The 18,883-nt window shown below is 47.6% G+C and carries 17 protein-coding genes; 12 read left to right on the plus strand and 5 right to left on the minus strand.

Annotation, left to right across the window (positions count from 1 at the left end; genetic code table 11):
* Positions 1 to 27: 27 nt before the first annotated feature.
* Entirely contained in the window at positions 28 to 183 is a 156-nt protein-coding gene (locus BMW94_RS22625; RefSeq protein ID WP_090810527.1) for a YqzM family protein, read from the minus strand.
* Between the two features lie 263 nt (positions 184 to 446).
* Here BMW94_RS22625 and trxA point away from each other — a divergent pair, with 263 nt between their 5' ends.
* Both trxA and uvrC read left to right on the plus strand, forming a co-directional pair.
* Complete coding sequence (gene trxA / locus BMW94_RS22630) at positions 447 to 764, plus strand: thioredoxin (RefSeq protein ID WP_036605788.1); 318 nt, start codon at positions 447 to 449, stop codon at positions 762 to 764.
* A 350-nt stretch (positions 765 to 1,114) separates the two neighbouring features.
* The gene (gene uvrC, locus BMW94_RS22635; protein WP_091001144.1) at positions 1,115 to 3,205 is read left to right on the plus strand and encodes an excinuclease ABC subunit UvrC; all 2,091 of its coding nucleotides are present in this window, start codon (positions 1,115 to 1,117) and stop codon (positions 3,203 to 3,205) included.
* Here the strand turns inward: uvrC and BMW94_RS22640 are convergent.
* Positions 3,174 to 4,871 (minus strand): CPBP family intramembrane glutamic endopeptidase, encoded by a 1,698-nt coding sequence (locus BMW94_RS22640; RefSeq protein WP_091001145.1) that lies wholly within the window; start codon positions 4,869 to 4,871, stop codon positions 3,174 to 3,176. The genes uvrC and BMW94_RS22640 overlap by 32 nt on opposite strands.
* A gap of 469 nt (positions 4,872 to 5,340) precedes the next feature.
* On the opposite strand from BMW94_RS22640, the gene BMW94_RS22645 reads away from it, so the two are divergent.
* Together BMW94_RS22645 and BMW94_RS22650 are read left to right on the plus strand one after the other, a co-directional pair.
* Positions 5,341 to 6,681: a TrkH family potassium uptake protein gene (locus BMW94_RS22645; protein WP_091001219.1), complete on the plus strand. Its 1,341-nt coding sequence runs from the start codon at positions 5,341 to 5,343 to the stop codon at positions 6,679 to 6,681.
* A gap of 17 nt (positions 6,682 to 6,698) precedes the next feature.
* Positions 6,699 to 7,370 (plus strand): potassium channel family protein, encoded by a 672-nt coding sequence (locus BMW94_RS22650; RefSeq protein ID WP_063566090.1) that lies wholly within the window; start codon positions 6,699 to 6,701, stop codon positions 7,368 to 7,370.
* Positions 7,371 to 7,425: 55 nt separating this feature from the next.
* Here BMW94_RS22650 and BMW94_RS22655 read toward each other — a convergent pair whose 3' ends face one another.
* Complete coding sequence (locus BMW94_RS22655) at positions 7,426 to 8,349, minus strand: LysR family transcriptional regulator (protein ID WP_063566089.1); 924 nt, start codon at positions 8,347 to 8,349, stop codon at positions 7,426 to 7,428.
* A gap of 312 nt (positions 8,350 to 8,661) precedes the next feature.
* Here BMW94_RS22655 and BMW94_RS22660 point away from each other — a divergent pair, with 312 nt between their 5' ends.
* From BMW94_RS22660 to BMW94_RS22685, 6 genes are all read left to right on the plus strand, one after another.
* Positions 8,662 to 9,330 (plus strand): succinate dehydrogenase cytochrome b558 subunit, encoded by a 669-nt coding sequence (locus BMW94_RS22660; RefSeq protein ID WP_063566173.1) that lies wholly within the window; start codon positions 8,662 to 8,664, stop codon positions 9,328 to 9,330.
* A gap of 43 nt (positions 9,331 to 9,373) precedes the next feature.
* A complete protein-coding gene (sdhA, locus tag BMW94_RS22665; protein ID WP_091001146.1) occupies positions 9,374 to 11,116 on the plus strand; it encodes a succinate dehydrogenase flavoprotein subunit in 1,743 nt (580 codons plus the stop codon).
* Positions 11,117 to 11,576: 460 nt separating this feature from the next.
* Entirely contained in the window at positions 11,577 to 12,341 is a 765-nt protein-coding gene (sdhB, locus tag BMW94_RS22670) for a succinate dehydrogenase iron-sulfur subunit (RefSeq protein ID WP_063566087.1), read from the plus strand.
* A gap of 177 nt (positions 12,342 to 12,518) precedes the next feature.
* Positions 12,519 to 13,460 (plus strand): metallophosphoesterase, encoded by a 942-nt coding sequence (locus tag BMW94_RS22675; protein WP_091001147.1) that lies wholly within the window; start codon positions 12,519 to 12,521, stop codon positions 13,458 to 13,460.
* 39 nt (positions 13,461 to 13,499) lie between these two features.
* Positions 13,500 to 14,234, plus strand: a complete 735-nt coding sequence (locus BMW94_RS22680) for a metallophosphoesterase family protein (protein WP_091001148.1) — start codon at positions 13,500 to 13,502, stop codon at positions 14,232 to 14,234.
* Positions 14,235 to 14,414: 180 nt separating this feature from the next.
* Positions 14,415 to 15,047 (plus strand): GNAT family N-acetyltransferase, encoded by a 633-nt coding sequence (locus tag BMW94_RS22685; RefSeq protein WP_091001149.1) that lies wholly within the window; start codon positions 14,415 to 14,417, stop codon positions 15,045 to 15,047.
* Between the two features lie 347 nt (positions 15,048 to 15,394).
* On the opposite strand, the gene BMW94_RS22690 is transcribed toward BMW94_RS22685, so the two are convergent.
* Both BMW94_RS22690 and BMW94_RS22695 read right to left on the minus strand, forming a co-directional pair.
* A complete protein-coding gene (locus BMW94_RS22690) occupies positions 15,395 to 16,204 on the minus strand; it encodes a histidinol-phosphatase (RefSeq protein ID WP_091001150.1) in 810 nt (269 codons plus the stop codon).
* A 32-nt stretch (positions 16,205 to 16,236) separates the two neighbouring features.
* Positions 16,237 to 17,139: a LysR family transcriptional regulator gene (locus tag BMW94_RS22695; RefSeq protein ID WP_063566083.1), complete on the minus strand. Its 903-nt coding sequence runs from the start codon at positions 17,137 to 17,139 to the stop codon at positions 16,237 to 16,239.
* 447 nt (positions 17,140 to 17,586) lie between these two features.
* Between BMW94_RS22695 and BMW94_RS22700 the strand changes: the two genes are divergently transcribed.
* Both BMW94_RS22700 and BMW94_RS22705 read left to right on the plus strand, forming a co-directional pair.
* A complete protein-coding gene (locus BMW94_RS22700; RefSeq protein WP_063566082.1) occupies positions 17,587 to 18,045 on the plus strand; it encodes a chemotaxis protein CheX in 459 nt (152 codons plus the stop codon).
* 50 nt (positions 18,046 to 18,095) lie between these two features.
* Entirely contained in the window at positions 18,096 to 18,875 is a 780-nt protein-coding gene (locus BMW94_RS22705) for an SDR family NAD(P)-dependent oxidoreductase (RefSeq protein ID WP_091001151.1), read from the plus strand.
* Positions 18,876 to 18,883: the final 8 nt, after the last annotated feature.

Raw genomic sequence — 18,883 nt, forward strand, 5'->3', positions numbered from 1 at the left:
TTCTGGCCTGCGTGCAGCCTGAAGATCCTATTCGGTGATAAATTTGAAAATCACCATTCCGAAAAAGATAACCGTCATCAGGCCGGCCATGCCAGCAACACCCGCGATCAGATCAAACAGATCGTTACGGGGTTCCTCGTTCACATGTTCACGCGGGTCGTTGATCCGCACATTTGCATCCATGGTATTGCCTCCTTATGGGGATAACAGCTTGCCCTTACAGGGAGCTGAAGCCCGGAGTAATTTTAGTATACTTGGAAAAGAAAGCGTTTGTAAAGATTTTGCAGCGAACCTGTAAGTTCTTCAATTGTGAAGATTTGATGTTGGGAAGATGAACATTGATGCGTTCATTTCACAACATTAGAGTAGCTGTGTTATACTGGAAGTGTCGTTCGCGACGTTACAGGTTAAAATAAACCGTAAGTATATATAAGGAGGACAATTTCATGGCTATTGTTAACGTATCCGATCAATCCTTCAACGCTGAAGTCGAAGGCGAAGGAACGGTTCTTGTTGATTTCTGGGCGCCTTGGTGTGGTCCTTGTAAAATGCTCGCTCCAATCCTGGAAGAGCTGTCCACCGAAGTTGGCGATGCAGTGAAAATTGCTAAAGTCAATGTGGACGAAAATCCGGAATCCGCTTCCCGCTTCGGCGTAATGAGCATTCCAACATTGATCTTCTTCAAAGATGGTCAACCGGTTGATAAAGTGGTTGGTCTGAACTCAAAAGATGCTCTCAAAGGAATTATCGAAAAACACCAATAATTGACCAAGATTTCACATACGCCTCCGGTTATGCGCCGGGGGCGTTTTGCGTCGAAACCTTTCATATAGGACAATATAAGATATACTATTTATTATAAGGTGAAACTGAAATTTACATGAACAACGGAGAGGGCAGAAATGACTTGTAGAAACGAAGTGGTCGCCTAAAAGCTTTCTGAAAGAAAGCTACTTCGGAAGCATGCCCTATCCCCGGATTTATACGTTATAAGAAAAGAATCAAAGAAATCTGGGGATAACAGCGATCGAAAGGTCATTCTGTCATCGGAGTGCCTCATGTAAGGTGAAGCTATCAGCTTTCTCAGTAATCGGGAAGGAGGACCCACCGAATTATGGATGAATTCATTACAAACGTGCAGGAGCAGGAGAAGGCACTAGAGCAGATTCGCCACAAGCTGGCTTTGCTGCCTGACATGTCCGGCTGTTACCTGATGAAAAATAGTGAAGGTACTATTATCTATGTAGGTAAAGCCAAAGTGCTGAAGAATCGCGTAAGATCATATTTTATCGGCAGTCATAATGGGAAGACACAGCGCCTGGTGTCCGAAATCCGTGATTTCGAATATATCGTTACCGGCAGTAATATGGAAGCACTCATTCTGGAGTGTAACCTGATCAAGAAACATATGCCGCGGTATAACGTGTTGCTCAAGGATGATAAGACGTTTCCTTACCTTAAAATTACGAATGAAAAACATCCCCGACTCGAAGTGACCCGGCGGGTGCTCAAAGATAAAGCCAAATACTTCGGACCTTATCCGAATTCATATGCGGCACACCAAACGAAAAAACTGCTTGACCGGATGTATCCGTTACGCAAATGCGGTGTAATGCCGAAGGAAGTATGCCTGTATTATCATATGGGACAGTGCCTCGCTCCCTGTGTGCAAGAAGTGGGCAAGGAGCAGTATGATGAGATCTCCCAGGAGATCAGTTCATTTTTGAGTGGCGGGCATGAGGAGATCAAAAAGGATTTACAGCGCAAAATGCAGGAAGCGGCTGAGGATCTATATTTTGAACGTGCCAAGGAACTTCGGGATCAGGTTATTGCCATTGATGCGATGATGGAAAAACAGAAAATTACGATGGCGGATGCCAGAGACCGCGATGTGTTTGGTTTTGCCATTGATAAAGGCTGGATGTGTGTCCAGATTCTATATATGCGTCAGGGGAAAATGATCGAACGACACGTATCAACGTTCCCATTTTACGGTGAGGCATACAGTGACTTTATGTCTTACGTGACCCAGTACTACAGTGATAATCCAGCGTTGCCACAGGAGATATTACTGCCGGAAATGCCAAAAGAACTGGCAGTTGGTGACGGTGGTGCGGATGATATATCCGATGCTGATGGAGCGGTACCTGCGGCGGTGACAATCGAGTCAGAAGAGGCAACGCGATTGGCGCAAGATTCTGCGGTTGAGCTGCGTGTAGCCGAGTCCCGTGCATCTTACGGTGATATCCAACCCGAAGCAGAAGCGGAAGAAGCTACGATGGTTATCCAGGAAGACGCTGTTGCTCAGGAAGATGTATCGGCTGATAAACAGCCCCCAGGTCTTGAAGATCCTTCTCAAGTCGCAGCAGCATTGCAGGAATGGCTGGAAATCAAAGTCCACATTCCGCAGCGTGGATTGAAACGGCAGATGATCACCATGGCCGTGGATAACGCACGTGTGGCACTGGAAGAGAAGTTCCGCCTGATTGAGCGGAATGAAGAACGGACATCGAAAGCTGCTGAAGGACTGGGACGTTTTATTGGACTGGATCAGCTTCACCGTATCGAAGCGTTTGATAACTCGAACATCCAGGGTACGAACCCGGTATCTGCCATGATCGTATTTACCGATGGAAAACCGGATAAGAAGGAATATCGGAAGTACAAGGTCCGTTCTGTTGAAGGACCGGATGATTATGAAACGATGCGAGAAGTTATCCGTCGCCGTTACGAGCGGGTGTTGAAGGAAAACTTAACCCAGCCTGACCTGATCGTGGTTGATGGAGGCAAAGGGCAGATCTCAGCAGCCGTGGATATTTTGGAAAATGAGCTGGGGCTGTTTATTCCGGTATGCGGTCTGGTGAAGGATGCGAAGCATAAGACTTCACAGTTGATGATCGGCAACCCACCGGAAGTCATCTCCTTGCCTCGGGATAGTCAGGAGTTCTACCTGTTGCAGCGGATTCAGGAAGAGGTCCACCGTTTTGCGATTTCGTTCCACCGCGAGCAGCGTGGTAAATCGATGGTGACTTCCCGTCTGGATGCCATTCCGGGGATCGGAGAAAAGCGGCGCAAGCTGCTGCTGAAGCATTTTGGCTCTTTACGCAAAATAAAAGAGGCCAGCGTCGAAGACTTCCGGCCTCTATCTATTGGTGACAAGCTTGCGAATCAAATTATTGCAGCACTTCGTGATGAGGAGTCGTGACATACGGCTTCTCTTTTTGTTTTGGATTCATCTTATAGATGACATAACCAACGATGGCCGGAAGCACAATCCAGAAGAGTCCTGCGGAAATGTTCAGTGCATCACCCATGAAGATCAGGCTTAACCCCATCAACAGGCTGTCAAAGATAACATGCGCGAATACAACGGCGATGAAGCCGTGGCGCAGCATGATCAGACTGAACAAAAGTCCGATGACCGTAAGCTCTATTGGACGTGAGATCACCGGATAGATCGGGTACAGGGTGTGTCCCAGAGCCCAGATCAATGTTGGGATAAGGCAGGCGATGAACGTATTTCGTACCACCTTCTGCATCATGCGAATTCCGAACAGACGATAGACTGTTTCCTCACCAATCCCGGCCATCCAGGCCATAATCGGGAAGATCCAGGCATAACTCATGTTATAAGTGGACTGGTCAGCCGATGTTGTTGACCAGCTTCCAATACTGCGCTCCAGAATAAAGAACAGTACGGATTGCACACCCAGCAGAATCAACGCCCATAAGTAACCTGTATACATACTGTGCAGCACATATTTGCCGTATCCGGGTTCTTTGGCCCGAGGCCAAGGATTCAGACCGATTTTGCGCCACATGCCGTCACCGGCAACGAGCGACAGATAGATGGTTGCACTCATGACTAACGTGATCCCAGCTTGCATCACCATCAGGAAGGTCAGCATAAAGTTAGACAGTCCCTGCGCCTGAAAGAGCGGAATCATGTTCAGTGTGCCAATCACGGAAGCCGCAAAGTATATCAGAGACAGAACGATTCCGCGTTTAAACGACGTGTGTGCTCTGGTCAGAATGCTGTAGATAATCGCGAGCACGCCAAGCACAAAGGTAAGAAAAGCATAACCGCCGTAAGTCATCCAGTTGGCTTGCTTAGTCTGATTTGCTACATAGTCGGTATGGGAGGTAGGGACTGAGAATACCGATTCGAAGGAGCGAACGGCTCCGTCTTCAAACGTAAAGTTAAGTTCCAGCTTGGAATCCCCAATTTGCTTTTCATTATCCGTGTATTGCAGCCCCGCTTCTTCTTCACGGGTGTCCAGTTGAAGTTTCGGTACAGTATACCCGAATTCGCCAAGGACGCTAGCGGCAAGCTGCTCTTTTTCATTTAGGGAAAGGTTATCTTCAGCTAAACGTTGGGCAGCATTCACTTTACTTTTGTCCTGCTCAGCCTCAATGGATGCATACAGGGAAGAAGGCAGTTCGCGCTTGAAACCGACAACTTTTCCTGTTCTCATATGTACGTCAACATTCAAATAACCGCCTTTGTCCTGATCGGGCAAACGAACGCGGTACACATCGTAAGGGTAGGTTGTTTCCCATTTCTTGTTATAGGTTTCTAACTGTTTGGTTTTGGCCATATACCCATAAATATCGGAATGGGTTTGGTATGTCACCAGCTCGTTTCCGGTATCCGTCGGAAGAGTATAATCAGGTAGAGAAGCTGCAAAAGATCGTGCCGACTCCGCCGCTTTCTCCTTGCTTATGAAGGAAGTAGACTGGATATCAGTCGTTTGCGATGAGGTGGCAGGAAAGATTTGAAAAACGAAAAACAGAATCAGGCCAATCGCCGCAAGCAACCCTAAACGCTTGAAGTTAGCTTTGAGTACCAAAGGCTGCCCTAAGGGATTCATTTAATATTGTTCCTCCTTTATTAATATGGATATTAAAGTAAAGATAGCACAGCCCAAGCCCCGAATGCCAATGGCGAAACGAGAAGCGGTGCAAATGCATGAAAACGAATGAAAATGATCGAAACAATCTGATCTATCCGTCGCCATATCTGAGTTTTTCCCTTTTTGACGGAATTCGATGCTATTTACACAAAAATCGTTTTGTATACAAACGTTGCAGCGCTTATAATTTTGAATCAAATGTCCAATATTCCGCATGTCTTTAGGCTAACAAGGGAACCAATAGAAAGAATAAAATGTATTCCAACCTGATGTATATGTGTTACAGCGAAAATCATACATGTTTACACTCCGAAATGTGGCTTTCCAAGTGCTTGGCTTTTCCGTCAAGTCATATGGAAAAGCGCTTCGGAGAAAGGCTCCACGTCGTGGAGTCATTTTCTTTTTGGCAGAGGTGGATGATACTCAAGTGAAAATGAATGTTCAATGGATGCGTCTATCGCCACCCCGAATTCTGGTCCTAGGGTTCGCGGGTATTATATTGCTCGGGACACTTCTGTTGATGCTCCCGACATCCAGTCGAAGTGGGGTCAGCCTTCCTTTTATTGACGCACTCTTCACTGCAACTTCTGCAGTCTGTGTAACGGGGCTGGTTGTGGTGGATACAGGTACTCATTTTTCGACGTTGGGTCAGATTATAATTGCAATCCTGATTCAAATTGGCGGCCTTGGCTTTATGACGATGTCGACACTGGTGGCGATTGCATTCAAACGGCGGATCTCTCTGCGTGAGCGGTTGATTTTGCAGGAAGCGATGAACCAGAGTACGATGGAGGGGATCGTCCGCCTTATTCGCAAGGTTGTGATCTACTCGCTCATACTCGAAGGCATATGTGGCACGTTGTTCGCCATTCGCTGGTCGTTCGATATGCCAATGGGGCAGGCCATCTATTATGGATATTGGCATGCGATCTCGATGTTCAACAATGCCGGGTTTGACATGTTCGGAGAATTCCGCAGCTTAACCGGGTATGTGTATGATCCGCTCGTGAATTTTACAGCCATGTTCCTGATTATTTCAGGCGGTATAGGTTTTGTCGTTCTGTCCGATCTGGTGGAGTATCGGAGGACGAAGAAGCTGTCGCTGCATTCCAAAGTGGTGCTGTTGACAACCGGTTTGTTGATCGTATTTGGAGCACTGGTGATCTTTGTGTTTGAATTCAGCAATCCCCGGACATTGGGTGGTCTGAACTGGGGTGGCAAAATTCTTGGTTCGTTCTTCCAGTCGATAACCCCGCGAACAGCAGGGGCGAATACGGTAGACATTGCTGGCCTGAGGCAGGCAACGCAATTTTTCATTATTATATTGATGTTTATTGGTGCTTCCCCCGGTTCTACCGGAGGCGGCATTAAAACAACCACGTTTATGATTATGGCCGGAGCTGTCTATGCCATGATGCGGGGACGGGAAGATATCGTCTTTTTCAGATATCGGCTCCTACAAGAACGCATTTTCAAAGCACTGACGATTACACTGCTTGCCCTGTTGCTCATCATTGCAGTTACGATGGTGCTTAGTACGACGGAAGACAGCAGTTTTTTGATGATATTATTTGAGACGACATCCGCCTTCGGTACCGTTGGTTTATCTATGGGGCTTACACTGAAGCTGACCACGATCGGCAAGCTTTTGATCTGTTTCACCATGTTTGCGGGACGTCTTGGACCAATTACGCTCGCGTATGCACTCGGACAGAAAAAGGGTAAAGAATTATACAGGTATCCGGAAGGCAAAATGATTATTGGATAAGGGGTTCGTGAAGAACAATGAAAACACAGCAGTTTGCGGTAATTGGGCTTGGGCGCTTTGGCTCCAGTCTGGCACAGGAATTAATGGAGCTCGGGTATGAAGTGCTGGGGATCGATAAAAATGAAGAAGTCGTCGAAGACATGAGTGAATTGGTCACCCATGCCGTCGTCGCGGATTCCACTGATGAGGAAGTGCTGCGCTCTCTGGGCATCCGCAATTTTGACTGCTGTGTCGTTGCCATTGGAGCGGATATCCAGACCAGTATTCTCACTGCTATTTTACTGAAGGAACTCGGTGTAAAAACTGTTGTGGCAAAAGCCATTTCGGTTCTTCACGGACGGGCACTGGACAAGCTGGGGATCGATCGTGTGGTCTATCCTGAACGTGACATGGGAATCCGGGTTGCCCATCAGCTTGTTACCCCGAATCTGCTGGATTATATCGAATTGTCCGATGATTACAGTATTGTGGAGATGAAGGTTCCAGCTTGTCTGCATAATAAAACGCTATCCACTCTGAATGCACGGGTACGCTTTGGCTGCAGCATTGTAGCGTTGCAAAAGGAAGCCGGGGTCATTATTGCCCCGACTGCACTGGACTCGCTTCAGATGGGTGATATCATGGTGATTATCGGCATGAATGATGACATTGACCGTTTTGAGGAAGAAGTGATCAGCCAAGAGAGCTAGAGCTGAGTCTATTAAATGAAAGCAGAGTGTTGAGCTCGGCTGATTGATATGAATGCTAAGGCGTCGTAGTCCTCCGTGAGGGCAGCGGCGCCTTTGCTGTAAAGAGCGCAGCCGTTTCTCTGACCCACTGTCTGGAGGTTTGGCTGAGGTCTTCCTTTTCCCCATAGATCATGCAGGTTGTGCGTCGGGTCTGTTGCAGTTGCGGCAGATATACCGAGACGAGATCATTATCCGCAAGCAATTGAGGGCGGAGATACGACTTGGGCAACAGGGCTGCGGCTTTGCAGGTAGGCAGAAGACGGACAATCGCTTCAAAGGAATCGATCTCCATGCGAATATCCGGCATCACGGCGCAGCGTTGGAACAGGTCGTCGGTTAATTTGCGATACCACGTTCCTTTGGAGAACGTAATCATCGGCAGATCTTGCAAATGTTCCATTCCAGCTTCTTTACCCGATAGGGGATGCGTTAAAGGCACGACCAGCTCCAGATGATCATCAAAGAGCGGCACACAGTTCAGCCCGGCTTCACTTATAGAAGAGGCAACGATGCCCACATCGGCTTTTTTATCCCGGACAAATGAGACGATTTCATGCGTTTTCCCCGTCACCAGCTTGATCTCCGCGTTCGGGTGTTTCTCCATAAATGCATTAACCAGCGGTGGTAATGTGGTTTGAAGCGTTGTCAGACTGGCTCCAAGCGTAATGGAGCTTTGTTCTTCGTCCTTGTACTGGGCCAGCATGGTCAGAAATTTCTGTTGCTGCTGTTTCTGCTCTACCGCGAAAGTGTAGGCGAACTGGCCTACGCTGGTTAATTCGAGTCGTTTACCACGGCGATGAAAGAGCGCTACGCCGAGCTCATCCTCCAATTTGGAGATTTTGCGAGACAGCGCGGGTTGTGACAGATTCAGCAATTTCGATGCACGGTTCAGACTGGACTGCTCTACAACCGCCGCAAAAGCGTTTAATTCCTCGAACATGAGCACTAACCTCTTTTCTAATGAACGTATGAACGTACTTTGCGTGAGGCATCTCCTTGTCAAATATTTCTCCATGTTGTATGGCCTGCACGACCGATGTTTATAACTTATACCTATAGGTTATAACATTTAATAATTATATTGCAATTCCCTTATAAGAAAAAAAGGAGTAACATGAATCGTGACACAAGTTGTTCACACCTGAAGAAAACGGAACAATTTGTCGAACCTTTCCTTGGGAAAGGTTTGTGTCATGATAAGCGAATTTTATTTATGAAAACGTTGTATTTAGCGAAAGGGGATCGACATTTTATGAAAGGGTTTTACTCCAGAAAGCTGCACTCCTTGCTTGGCGTCATTCCGCTCAGTCTGTTTTTCATTGAGCATATGGTGACGAACTTCTCGGCAGTTGAAGGCGGCAAAGAAGGCTTTAACGATGCAGTTGCATTTCTGAATGGCCTGCCGCTCGTGATTGTTCTTGAAACGCTTCTCATCTGGTTGCCGCTGTTCTATCACGGTGTATATGGTTTGTACATTGCCTATCAGGCCAAGCCTAACGTGGGACGTTTTGGCAATGAGCGCAACTGGCGCTATACGTTGCAGCGCGTGAGCGGTGTCATTACGTTTGTGTTCGTCATCTGGCATATTTGGGAGACTCGTTTCCAAGTTGCGCTGGGGAATGTCACACACGAAGAGCTTGGCGGTGTCATACATGGCATCGTGATGAACCCGGTAACGTTTATTTTATATCTGATCAGTGTGGTTGCGGCATCCTATCACTTTGCCAACGGCCTGTGGTCGTTCCTGGTTAGCTGGGGGATTACGGTTGGTCCGCGTGCACAGCGTGTATCTTCCTACATCTGCATGAGCTTGTTTGCCATCGTAGCCATCATGTTTATTGTATCGCTGCTTGCTTTCCGGAGCATGGATTTCCAGGTAGCCACTTCGATGATTGACGCAGTTAAAACAGTTCTGATTTAAGCATTTGGACTTCAAATGCTGACTTATAAGGGAGTGAACAACAATGGCATCATCTAATGTAATTATTGTGGGCGGAGGTCTCGCGGGATTGATGGCGGCGATCAAATCGGCTGAAGCCGGAGTCCATGTTCATTTATTTTCACTGGTTCCTGTAAAAAGATCCCACTCCGTATGTGCCCAAGGCGGAATCAACGGTGCGGTAAATACCAAGGGTGAGGGCGACTCCCCATGGGTACACTTTGACGATACAGTATACGGCGGTGACTTTTTGGCGAATCAGCCTCCAGTCAAAGCGATGTGTGAAGCGGCACCAGGCATCATTCACCTGATGGACCGGATGGGCGTAATGTTTAACCGGACACCGGAAGGTTTGCTTGATTTCCGTCGTTTCGGCGGAACGAAGCATCACCGTACAGCGTTTGCCGGTGCAACGACAGGACAACAATTGCTCTACGCATTGGATGAGCAGGTGCGTCGCTGGGAAGCGGCCGGTCTCGTGACCAAGTATGAGAACTGGGAGTTCCTGCAGGCGGTTATTGATGACGAAGGCATCTGCCGCGGGATTGTAGCACAGGATCTGAAAACGATGAAGGTACAGACGTTCCCGGCAGAAGCGGTTATTCTGGCGAGCGGCGGCCCTGGCATTATTTTCGGTAAAACAACCAACTCGGTTATCAATACAGGTACTGCCGCAAGTGCGGTGTATCAGCAAGGTGTTAATTACGCAAACGGTGAGTTCATTCAGATTCACCCGACAGCCATTCCAGGCGATGACAAGTTGCGTCTGATGTCCGAATCGGCTCGTGGTGAAGGTGGACGGATCTGGACGTACAAAGACGGTAAGCCTTGGTACTTCCTCGAAGAAAAATATCCGTCATACGGTAACCTTGTTCCGCGTGATATCGCGACGCGTGAAATTTTCAGCGTTTGTGTGGATATGGGCCTCGGCGTGAACGGCGAGAACATGGTCTACCTTGACCTGTCACACAAAGATCCGAAGGAGCTGGATGTGAAGCTCGGCGGAATCATTGAGATTTACGAGAAGTTCATGGGTGATGACCCACGTAAAATCCCGATGAAAATCTTCCCGGCAGTCCATTATTCCATGGGCGGCATGTGGGTAGATTATAACCAAATGACCAACATTCCAGGATTGTTCGCAGCTGGTGAATGTGAATACCAATACCATGGTGCAAACCGTCTGGGTGCAAATTCCCTGGTATCGGCAATCTACGGTGGTATGGTAGCTGGGCCGAAAGCGGTTGAATATATCAAAGGACTCAAAAAATCGTCCGCAGATATCAGTTCTTCCGTATTCGATGGTTATACCAAGCGCCAAACCGATAAATACGAGGGCATCCTGAATATGCAGGGCAATGAAAATGCCTATGTCATTCACAAAGAGCTTGGCGAGTGGATGACGGCGAACATGACGGTGGTACGTTACAACGATAAACTGGAAGCGACCATCGGCAAAATCAAAGAATTGAAAGAGCGTTACGGCAAAATCAACATGTACGACACTTCCGGTTGGAACAACCCGGGTGCGGCATTTACCCGTCAGTTGTGGAACATGCTTGAACTGGCAGAAGCGATGACGTTGGGCGCATTGCTGCGTAACGAAAGCCGTGGAGCGCATTACAAACCGGACTTCACCGAACGTAATGACGAGGAATTCCTGAAAACAACGATCGCAAGCTGGTCGAAGGAAGGTCCAAAAATTTCGTACGAGCCTGTAGACGTTTCCCTGATCCCACCACGGATCCGCGACTACTCGAAGGATTAAGTAAAGTGAATTTTGGTCCATTCATAAAGTTAAAGACTTAGCATCTTAACGGATAAGCAGTAGACACATAGAGGCAAAGCGTACGCGGAGCTTCTCAACGTTACTGCAAACCAGAATGAATGGAGTGCAGTTTCCAGCAAAGTGACCCTGCGTGCGCGACGTAGCGGAGGAAGCGGAAATGTCCTGAAGAAGCGCCCGCCCTGCTGCATAACATCAAGAGGATTTTATTTTATATTTATATGATCTAAAAGTTAACACCTGAACGGAGAAGGCAGAAGAATACTGAAGAAGCGAAGCGTTCGCCTTTATCCCCGGATTTCCAACCTTATAAGGTGGATCAAAGAAATCTGGGGATAACAGCGATCGGAAGGATCTTCTGCCAGCGGAGTGACCATGTGTGAACATTGTGGTCTTGTAACGATAGCAATCAATCATCGTCACCAAAGGAGGGGACAACGATATGACGGACACAGCTACAGCAAAAAAAACCGTCAAGTTTATCATCACCCGTCAGGACAACCCGGAGTCATCTTCGTACAACGAAGAGTTTGAGCTTCCGTACCGTCCCGGCATGAACGTTATTAGCGCCCTGATGGAGATCCAGCGGAACCCGGTTAATACGGAAGGCAAGTCCATTGCCCCGGTTTGCTGGGAATCGAACTGTCTCGAAGAAGTCTGTGGAGCATGCTCCATGGTCATCAACGGCAAGCCGCGTCAAGCGTGTGCAGCCCTGATCGACAAGCTCGAACAGCCAGTTCGCATCGAACCGATGAAAACCTTCCCGGTGGTTCGTGACCTCGTCATCGACCGTACCCGGATGTTTAACGCCCTGAAACGGGTTAAAGCGTGGATTCCGATTGATGGTACCTATGATCTCGGTCCAGGTCCGCGGATGCCTGAGAAGAAACGTCAGTGGGCTTACGAGCTGTCCAAATGTATGACATGTGGTGTATGCCTCGAAGCATGCCCGAACGTCAATGAAAAAACAGACTTTATCGGTCCGGCAGCTCTTTCTCAAGTACGTCTGTTCAATGCTCATCCAACAGGGGAGATGAACGCTGAAGACCGCTTGGAAGCACTTATGGAAGACGGAGGTATTGAGGGCTGTGGTAACTCGCAGAACTGCGTACGCTCTTGTCCAAAAGGTATTCCGTTGACTACCTCCATTGCCGAAATGAACAAACAAACAACCAAACATATGTTCAAACGCTGGTTGGGTGTGTAATCTAGTCATATCAAATGCAGAACTTCGGATCTGCACCATTAGAAGAAGTCGTGATCCTTGGCACATATAGCCTAAGATCCCGGCTTCTTTTTCTGTACTCGCAAAGGAACCGGGCTAGTCATGCAGAATATGGTATACTAAGGGGATGGATTTGGAGCGGAAGAAGGAGGGGGACGCATGGGAGAAACACCGCGTGAGGGCAGCAAGATCTCGCCGCCCCGGCGCTCACAGAATGGATCTGATTCGCAGGACTCCATTTTTCCCGGAGAGGAAAAGGATCATGATCCCTCCCGGCGCAGTTTTTTGCTGCGCATGATCTTCATGACGGCGAGTGCCAGTATACTCACAGGAGGATATGCCTGGTTATGGGAGCCTCGTCATCTGGAGATCAAGCACGTTGAGTTGAAACTGCCCAAGTTTCCAAAAGCATTTGAGGGACTGCGTGTGATTCAGTTCAGTGATGCTCATCTTGGATTCCATACGGGGCAGAAACAAATGGAGAAGCTGGCTGAAACGATAAGGGAACAGCAGCCTGATCTGATTTGTTTTACCGGAGATATGGTTGAACGGGAAGCAGAACCGATGCGTGAATGTATTCCTGCACTGGCATCAATGCAAGCGAAGTATGGCAAATATGCCGTATTGGGGAACCATGATTATCGAGGCCAGCAGCAGCACGAAGTTGAGCTGATGTTTAAGGAGGCCGGGTTCACGTTGCTCCGAAACAGCCATGTTCTGATTGAACGAGGGGATTCACGTATTGCGATAGTAGGTCTGGATGACGCGCTTACGGGCAGACCTGATCCTGTTGTAGCAATCAAGGGGTTGAGTAGTGAGGTCTGGAAACTGCTGCTTATGCATGAGCCCGATTATGCAGACATTGCAGCACCTTACGGTTTCGGACTACAGCTCTCTGGACACAGTCATGGCGGGCAGGTGCGTTTTCCCTGGATTGGGGCACTGACTACACCGAGAGGTTCACTCAAGTATATTCAAGGGTTATATTACGCAGGGGATAAGCATATGCCAGTCTATGTGAACCGTGGCTTTGGCATGACCCAACTGCCGATTCGCTTTTTGTGCAGGCCGGAATTGACGGTTTTTGAACTAAAGGGTTAACAACATAAAGAATATAGAGCATAAAGGGAGGTTAGCCAGATGGAACGAATTGCGATTGTATCCGATATTCATGGCAATATGACTGCTTGGGAAGCGGTATTAAAAGATATTCGGAGTCGCGGCTTGAAGCGAATCTTTTGTCTTGGCGACCTCGTTGGCAAGGGGCCTGATCCGGTACAGGTTGTTGATCTGGTGAGAGAGACATGTGAGCAAGTTATCCGGGGCAACTGGGATGAGTTGGTTGCGGTTAATCAGGACAACGAGAATTTTACTTGGCAAGCGAAGCGGCTGGGTAAGGAGCGATTGACATATTTGGAGAGCTTGCCGTTTAGCCACCAGTTAGAGCTGAGTGGTCGTACGATCCGTCTGGTGCATGCCTCTCCCCAAAGTGTATATCACCGTGTACAGCCGTGGGATAAGATCGAGAAAAGGTTAGCGATGTTCGATCCTCCGGCAGATGAGTCTGAGTTTGGTGTGGCGGATGTCGTGGGATATGGGGATGTGCATAACGCATACTTGCAATTTATCAATGGGAAAATGTTGTTCAATGCAGGCAGCGTGGGGAACCCGCTTGATTATACCCAGGCTTCTTACTGTATCCTTGAAGGAGAGGACAGCAATGATCGGAACAATCCGTTTAACCTCCAATTTGTAAGGGTTCCTTATGATATTGAGCAGGAAGTAAAGACTGCCCAGCAGGCTCAGGTGCCTTCGCTTGATTTCTATATCCGAGAGCTTCGTACAGGCGTTTATCGCGGGCTGCAAACGGATTAGTTAGGTCAGGAATAAACTGCTGTAATGAATTGGCATACTAATGTTCCGGCTACTGAGCGGAGTATTGTGGAGCATAGTGATGTTTCATTGTTTATCCATGTATGTTATTTGCGCCGGATCAACCTCAGAGCATGCTTGTCTTACCGGACTAGAACCCGTTAGGCAAAAGGAGCGATTGTCATGCTGACCCGAAAAATGCTGGCCCAAGGATTGCCTGCTTTACGGACAAAGCGCCTTATTCTTCGATCATTACGTCAGAGTGATTACAGCACGTTGTCGGAGCTGTTTTCTGACCCGCAGGTGATCCGTTATGTAAACAGGGGGAGTCAGCCCACACCAATCCGGGCTCGGCGATTATTGAATCAGATTCGCAGCAGCAGTGCCAAGCTGGATTCACTTCACTACGGCATCTGCTGGAAAGGCAGCGAACAGATCATCGGCATCACTTCATTCCAGCATTGGAACGAACAGAACGGTACCGCACAGATCGGATATATTTTGAACAGGTCCTGCTGGGGTAAGGGAGTCGCGACTGAGGCAGTGCAGCGTTTGCTGGAATTCGGTTTTGGCGAGCTTAATTTGTGCAAAGTGGAAGCCCGCTGTTACGAGGCAAATGTATCATCCGAACGGGTTCTCTGTAAAAGCGGTATGATTTATGAACGAACCCTGCCCTCATTTGTTTTGAATCATGAGGATGGTGAGACGCCGGATACTCTGCTGGATGTTAAGGTGTATAGTCTCTATCGTGAACAGCATGTCCGTTCTCATTGGGAAAATCGCCTGCAAACGTTGGTATCCGACAAGCACGAGTAACATAGAATTGAATGAAACAGCAGAGGTTTGAAACGAACTTCAATTATTTGTTACACAAATGAAATATAGCTGCAATTGAACTCTAACAGACAGCGGGTAAACTTATCTCATGACCCCCTTTTTGATAATAGATAATGCTGTTGGGACCCGCACTTGGCGGGTTCATTTTTTTTGTCTATATAAGTTTAACTATGGAATTTCTACACCGACACTCCGATGAAGGAACTACTTTCCGTTATCGTGTAAATATTTAGTTGAACGTATATAACATTTTTTTATATTAGGATACAAAGAAAAACCCCCACAGCGTTTTTTTTCGCCGTGAGGGCTATTGTGGTGCTCTATGTTTAAAACGGTACAACTTGCATTTGTTTCTGCTTGAAGTATACCCATTCCGTAAACCCAATCTCTTGCAGACGTGTACGAACGTCATCCAGTTCATCAGCAACACGCTGCGGTTTGTGGGCATCCGATCCGAAGGTCACCTTCACTCCGTAATGATGCGCACGCTCCAGAATGGCATCGGACGGGTACCAGCCACCACTGAGCTTGGTTTTACCCGACGTATTAATTTCAATAGCCACGTTCGATTCTGCAATGACCTGCAGCGTTTCATCGATGGCTTGATCCGCGATAATGTCCGAGAAAGGTGGATAATTTCCTTTCATGGCATCAATATGTCCGAGAATCTGGAACATGCCGCTTCGGGCTGATTGCCGAATCAATGCATAGTAACTCTCTTTCACTTCAACCTTACGTGCGTCGCTTAATCCATTCCAGCGGGTTTTGTTGAATATGCTGACATCTTCCGTATGATGAACTGAACCAATAATATAGTCAAAAGGATATTGCCCCAGCGTACTGCGATACAATTCGGCATGGACAGGGAAATAGTCGGATTCAATGCCAAGCAGCACATCAATTTTGCCCGCGTACTCTTCCTTCAGAGCCAGTACTTCTTCCACGTAATGACGCAATTCAGACTTGCCCATCGCGATCCGGGGAAATGCCTGCTCCTCGTCACTGCCAAAGTATGGTGTATGATCCGAGATACCGATGACCTGAAGTCCAGACTGAATACCTGCCTCAATATAGTCGCGAATATTGCCGTCTGCATGACCACAACGAAAATGATGGGTATGAAGATCAAATTTCATATGGAAATCCTTCCTTTCTCATGGCTCATTTATCATTCTGAACTGATGAACTGGGTCTCCGGCATGCCTTTGAGATCGCTCAGGAATTGCTGCATGGCCGAATTCACATAACGACTTGATTTGTAGATGACTCCGACAGGGTGACTGACTTCCAGTTCACTCAGTGGAATCATGCGCAGTGTGCCTTGCCGCAACTCATGGGCAACGGATTGTTTCGATATCACGGCTGCCCCGAGATTAATTTCAACCATCCGTTTCACTTCCTCGCTGCTCGACAACTCCATGACGATATTGGGCTCAATATTATGTTTCTTGAAAATGCCTTCCGTAAAGCGGCGCCCCACCGTATCCGGAGATAGCAATATCAGAGGTGTGCTGCGCAGAACATCCACTGCTGCATGCTTTTGCTTCGCCAGTGGATGGAATGGGGATACCACAAGTTCGAAAGTATCATAATACAGCACGGACGTATTCAGGTTAGGATTACGCTCCGTAAGATAACCGATACCGATATCGACCATACCATTCTCGACCTGGGTATAGATCTGTGAGGAAGGCAGGGATTGAATACTGGTCTTAATGAGTGGGAATTGATCCTGAAAGTAGGATAAGACCCGTGGCAAAATCTGAATGGCAATGGACGTGGTTGTACCGAGTCTGATATGTCCCTGAGGGGTCTCATCGAGATCCATCAGCTTCTGTTTCAGCTCACCCACGATGTCCAGCATACGTTCGGCATGTTGAAGAAACACCTGTCCACGATCGGTGAGAGTGACCGGCTGGTTCCGATCAACAAGAACGGTTCTGAATTCATCCTCCAGGCTCTTGATCTGAGCCGAGACGGCAGGCTGGGTCAGATTTAGAAGTTCTCCGGCTTTGCGGAAACTCATCGTTTTCGAGATGGTAATCAGCGTCTCCAGTTGACTGATATTCATGTATGGCCTCCTTGCACGTAAAATGTCTTCTGTCTATCCATAGGTGGAATCCCGTAACTGGTCATTGTTCCGTTCCTTAAATTATAGGTGATTCAGGACAGCAGGGCAATGAAGGGAACATCATGGATTTGGGGAGGTCCATTAGAACGAGAAATTAATTTTATTTCAAGAAATTAAATTTTAAATATTTTAAGAAACAGTAAAAAAGTCCTAAATGCCTTTTGGCATGCCTCTTCAAGGCAATTGTTCTTGCAACAGATGCGAAAAGCCTCGTTTTTTCGCTAGAATCAGCTATAAACATTTGCCCCGCGGATGACGATAAATTATAGTACACATGCCTTGCCGAATTCTTGGTGAATTCTTGTACGTGATAAAGTATAATAAATTTATTGAATATGGGACTTTTGGTGTGTGACCAATAACCCAGTGTAAGGGGGACAATAGACAGTGAAAGCGGAAGTGATTAATCCTTTCCTGGAATCCGCACGGAACGTATTCGAACAGCTCATCCAGGTTTCGCCTTCCACCGGGAGTCTTGGCGTGAAAAATGTGGAGTACATTGCAGACCATGTCTGGATCGTGATCGGAATGACTGGACAACTGAGCGGAAACATCGTGTTTGGAATACAAGAGTCGGTAGCATTGAAAATCGTTTCTGCCATGATGGGCGGTTTTGTCATTACAGAAATGGACGAAATGAGTAAAAGTGCTATTTCTGAACTTGGCAATATGATTAGCGGCAATGCAAGTACCATCCTGTCCAATCAGGGTGTCGTTGTTGATATTACACCTCCACAAGTGATGAATTCTGAATACGTGAGTTCTTTTAGTGCAACGAAGGCATTGAGCATTCCTTTGCTGATGGACGGAATCGGTGAGATGGATATTCAAGTGATGATCTCGTAGAATAGAACCATGCGCCTCTAGGGGCAATATGTGTTCAATACGGGAGGACATTGGGTATGCTGAAAGACCAGGTTGTTTTTATCACAGGTGCGTCGAGCGGAATTGGTGCGCTCTGTGCACAGATGCTGATAGAAGAAGGAGCCATCCCGATTCTGGCTGCCCGCTCGCGGGACAAGCTGGAAGAGATTGGTGCTTCGCTGAAAGGGCAACATGAACTACTCACGTTAGATGTAACGAATACTGAGCAAGTTCAGACAGCCGTGGATGCGATGTTGCAGAAATACGGACGAATCGATATTTTGCTGAATAACGCTGGTTACGGGAAATTTGCAGCGATGACGGATATGTCTGTGCAGGAATTCGATGAGATGATGGACGTTAATTACATGGGCATTGTTCGATGTACCAAGGCAGTGCTGCCACAGATGTTACAACGAGGCAGAGGACAAATCGTGAATGTAGCTTCCATGGCTGGCAAGATCGGAACTGCAAAATCCGCCTCATATACGGCAACCAAACATGCCGTACTAGGTTTCAGCAATGCCCTGCGCCAGGAACTTCGCAAGACTGGAGTCACGTTAACGACCATTAATCCCGGACCCATCGATACACCGTTCTTTCAACGGGCGGATCCATCCGGTAACTATGTGAATAATGTACGCTGGATGATGCTGAAGCCGGAAGAGGTTGCGGGGCATATGATCCGGGCGATGAAGAAGCGCAAGGAAGAAGTAAATCTGCCCAGACTGGCTTCGGCTGGAGTGTGGCTGTATCAGCTATTTCCGCGTCTTGCTGACAGACTATCGCACGGTGTAATGAATCAGAAGTAAGATGCAAC

This window comes from Paenibacillus sp. OK003 (genome assembly GCF_900109515.1).
Classification (GTDB): Bacteria; Bacillota; Bacilli; order Paenibacillales; family Paenibacillaceae; genus Paenibacillus; species Paenibacillus marchantiae.

Bases quoted from the DNA above. Each gene is read 5' to 3' on its own strand.
- BMW94_RS22625 (WP_090810527.1), bottom strand. From the start codon at position 183: ATGGATGCAAATGTGCGGATCAACGACCCGCGTGAACATGTGAACGAG.
- trxA (WP_036605788.1), top strand. From the start codon at position 447: ATGGCTATTGTTAACGTATCCGATCAATCCTTCAACGCTGAAGTCGAA.
- uvrC (WP_091001144.1), top strand. From the start codon at position 1,115: ATGGATGAATTCATTACAAACGTGCAGGAGCAGGAGAAGGCACTAGAG.
- BMW94_RS22640 (WP_091001145.1), bottom strand. From the start codon at position 4,871: ATGAATCCCTTAGGGCAGCCTTTGGTACTCAAAGCTAACTTCAAGCGT.
- BMW94_RS22650 (WP_063566090.1), top strand. From the start codon at position 6,699: ATGAAAACACAGCAGTTTGCGGTAATTGGGCTTGGGCGCTTTGGCTCC.
- BMW94_RS22655 (WP_063566089.1), bottom strand. From the start codon at position 8,349: ATGTTCGAGGAATTAAACGCTTTTGCGGCGGTTGTAGAGCAGTCCAGT.
- BMW94_RS22660 (WP_063566173.1), top strand. From the start codon at position 8,662: ATGAAAGGGTTTTACTCCAGAAAGCTGCACTCCTTGCTTGGCGTCATT.
- sdhA (WP_091001146.1), top strand. From the start codon at position 9,374: ATGGCATCATCTAATGTAATTATTGTGGGCGGAGGTCTCGCGGGATTG.
- sdhB (WP_063566087.1), top strand. From the start codon at position 11,577: ATGACGGACACAGCTACAGCAAAAAAAACCGTCAAGTTTATCATCACC.
- BMW94_RS22675 (WP_091001147.1), top strand. From the start codon at position 12,519: ATGGGAGAAACACCGCGTGAGGGCAGCAAGATCTCGCCGCCCCGGCGC.
- BMW94_RS22680 (WP_091001148.1), top strand. From the start codon at position 13,500: ATGGAACGAATTGCGATTGTATCCGATATTCATGGCAATATGACTGCT.
- BMW94_RS22685 (WP_091001149.1), top strand. From the start codon at position 14,415: ATGCTGACCCGAAAAATGCTGGCCCAAGGATTGCCTGCTTTACGGACA.
- BMW94_RS22690 (WP_091001150.1), bottom strand. From the start codon at position 16,204: ATGAAATTTGATCTTCATACCCATCATTTTCGTTGTGGTCATGCAGAC.
- BMW94_RS22695 (WP_063566083.1), bottom strand. From the start codon at position 17,139: ATGAATATCAGTCAACTGGAGACGCTGATTACCATCTCGAAAACGATG.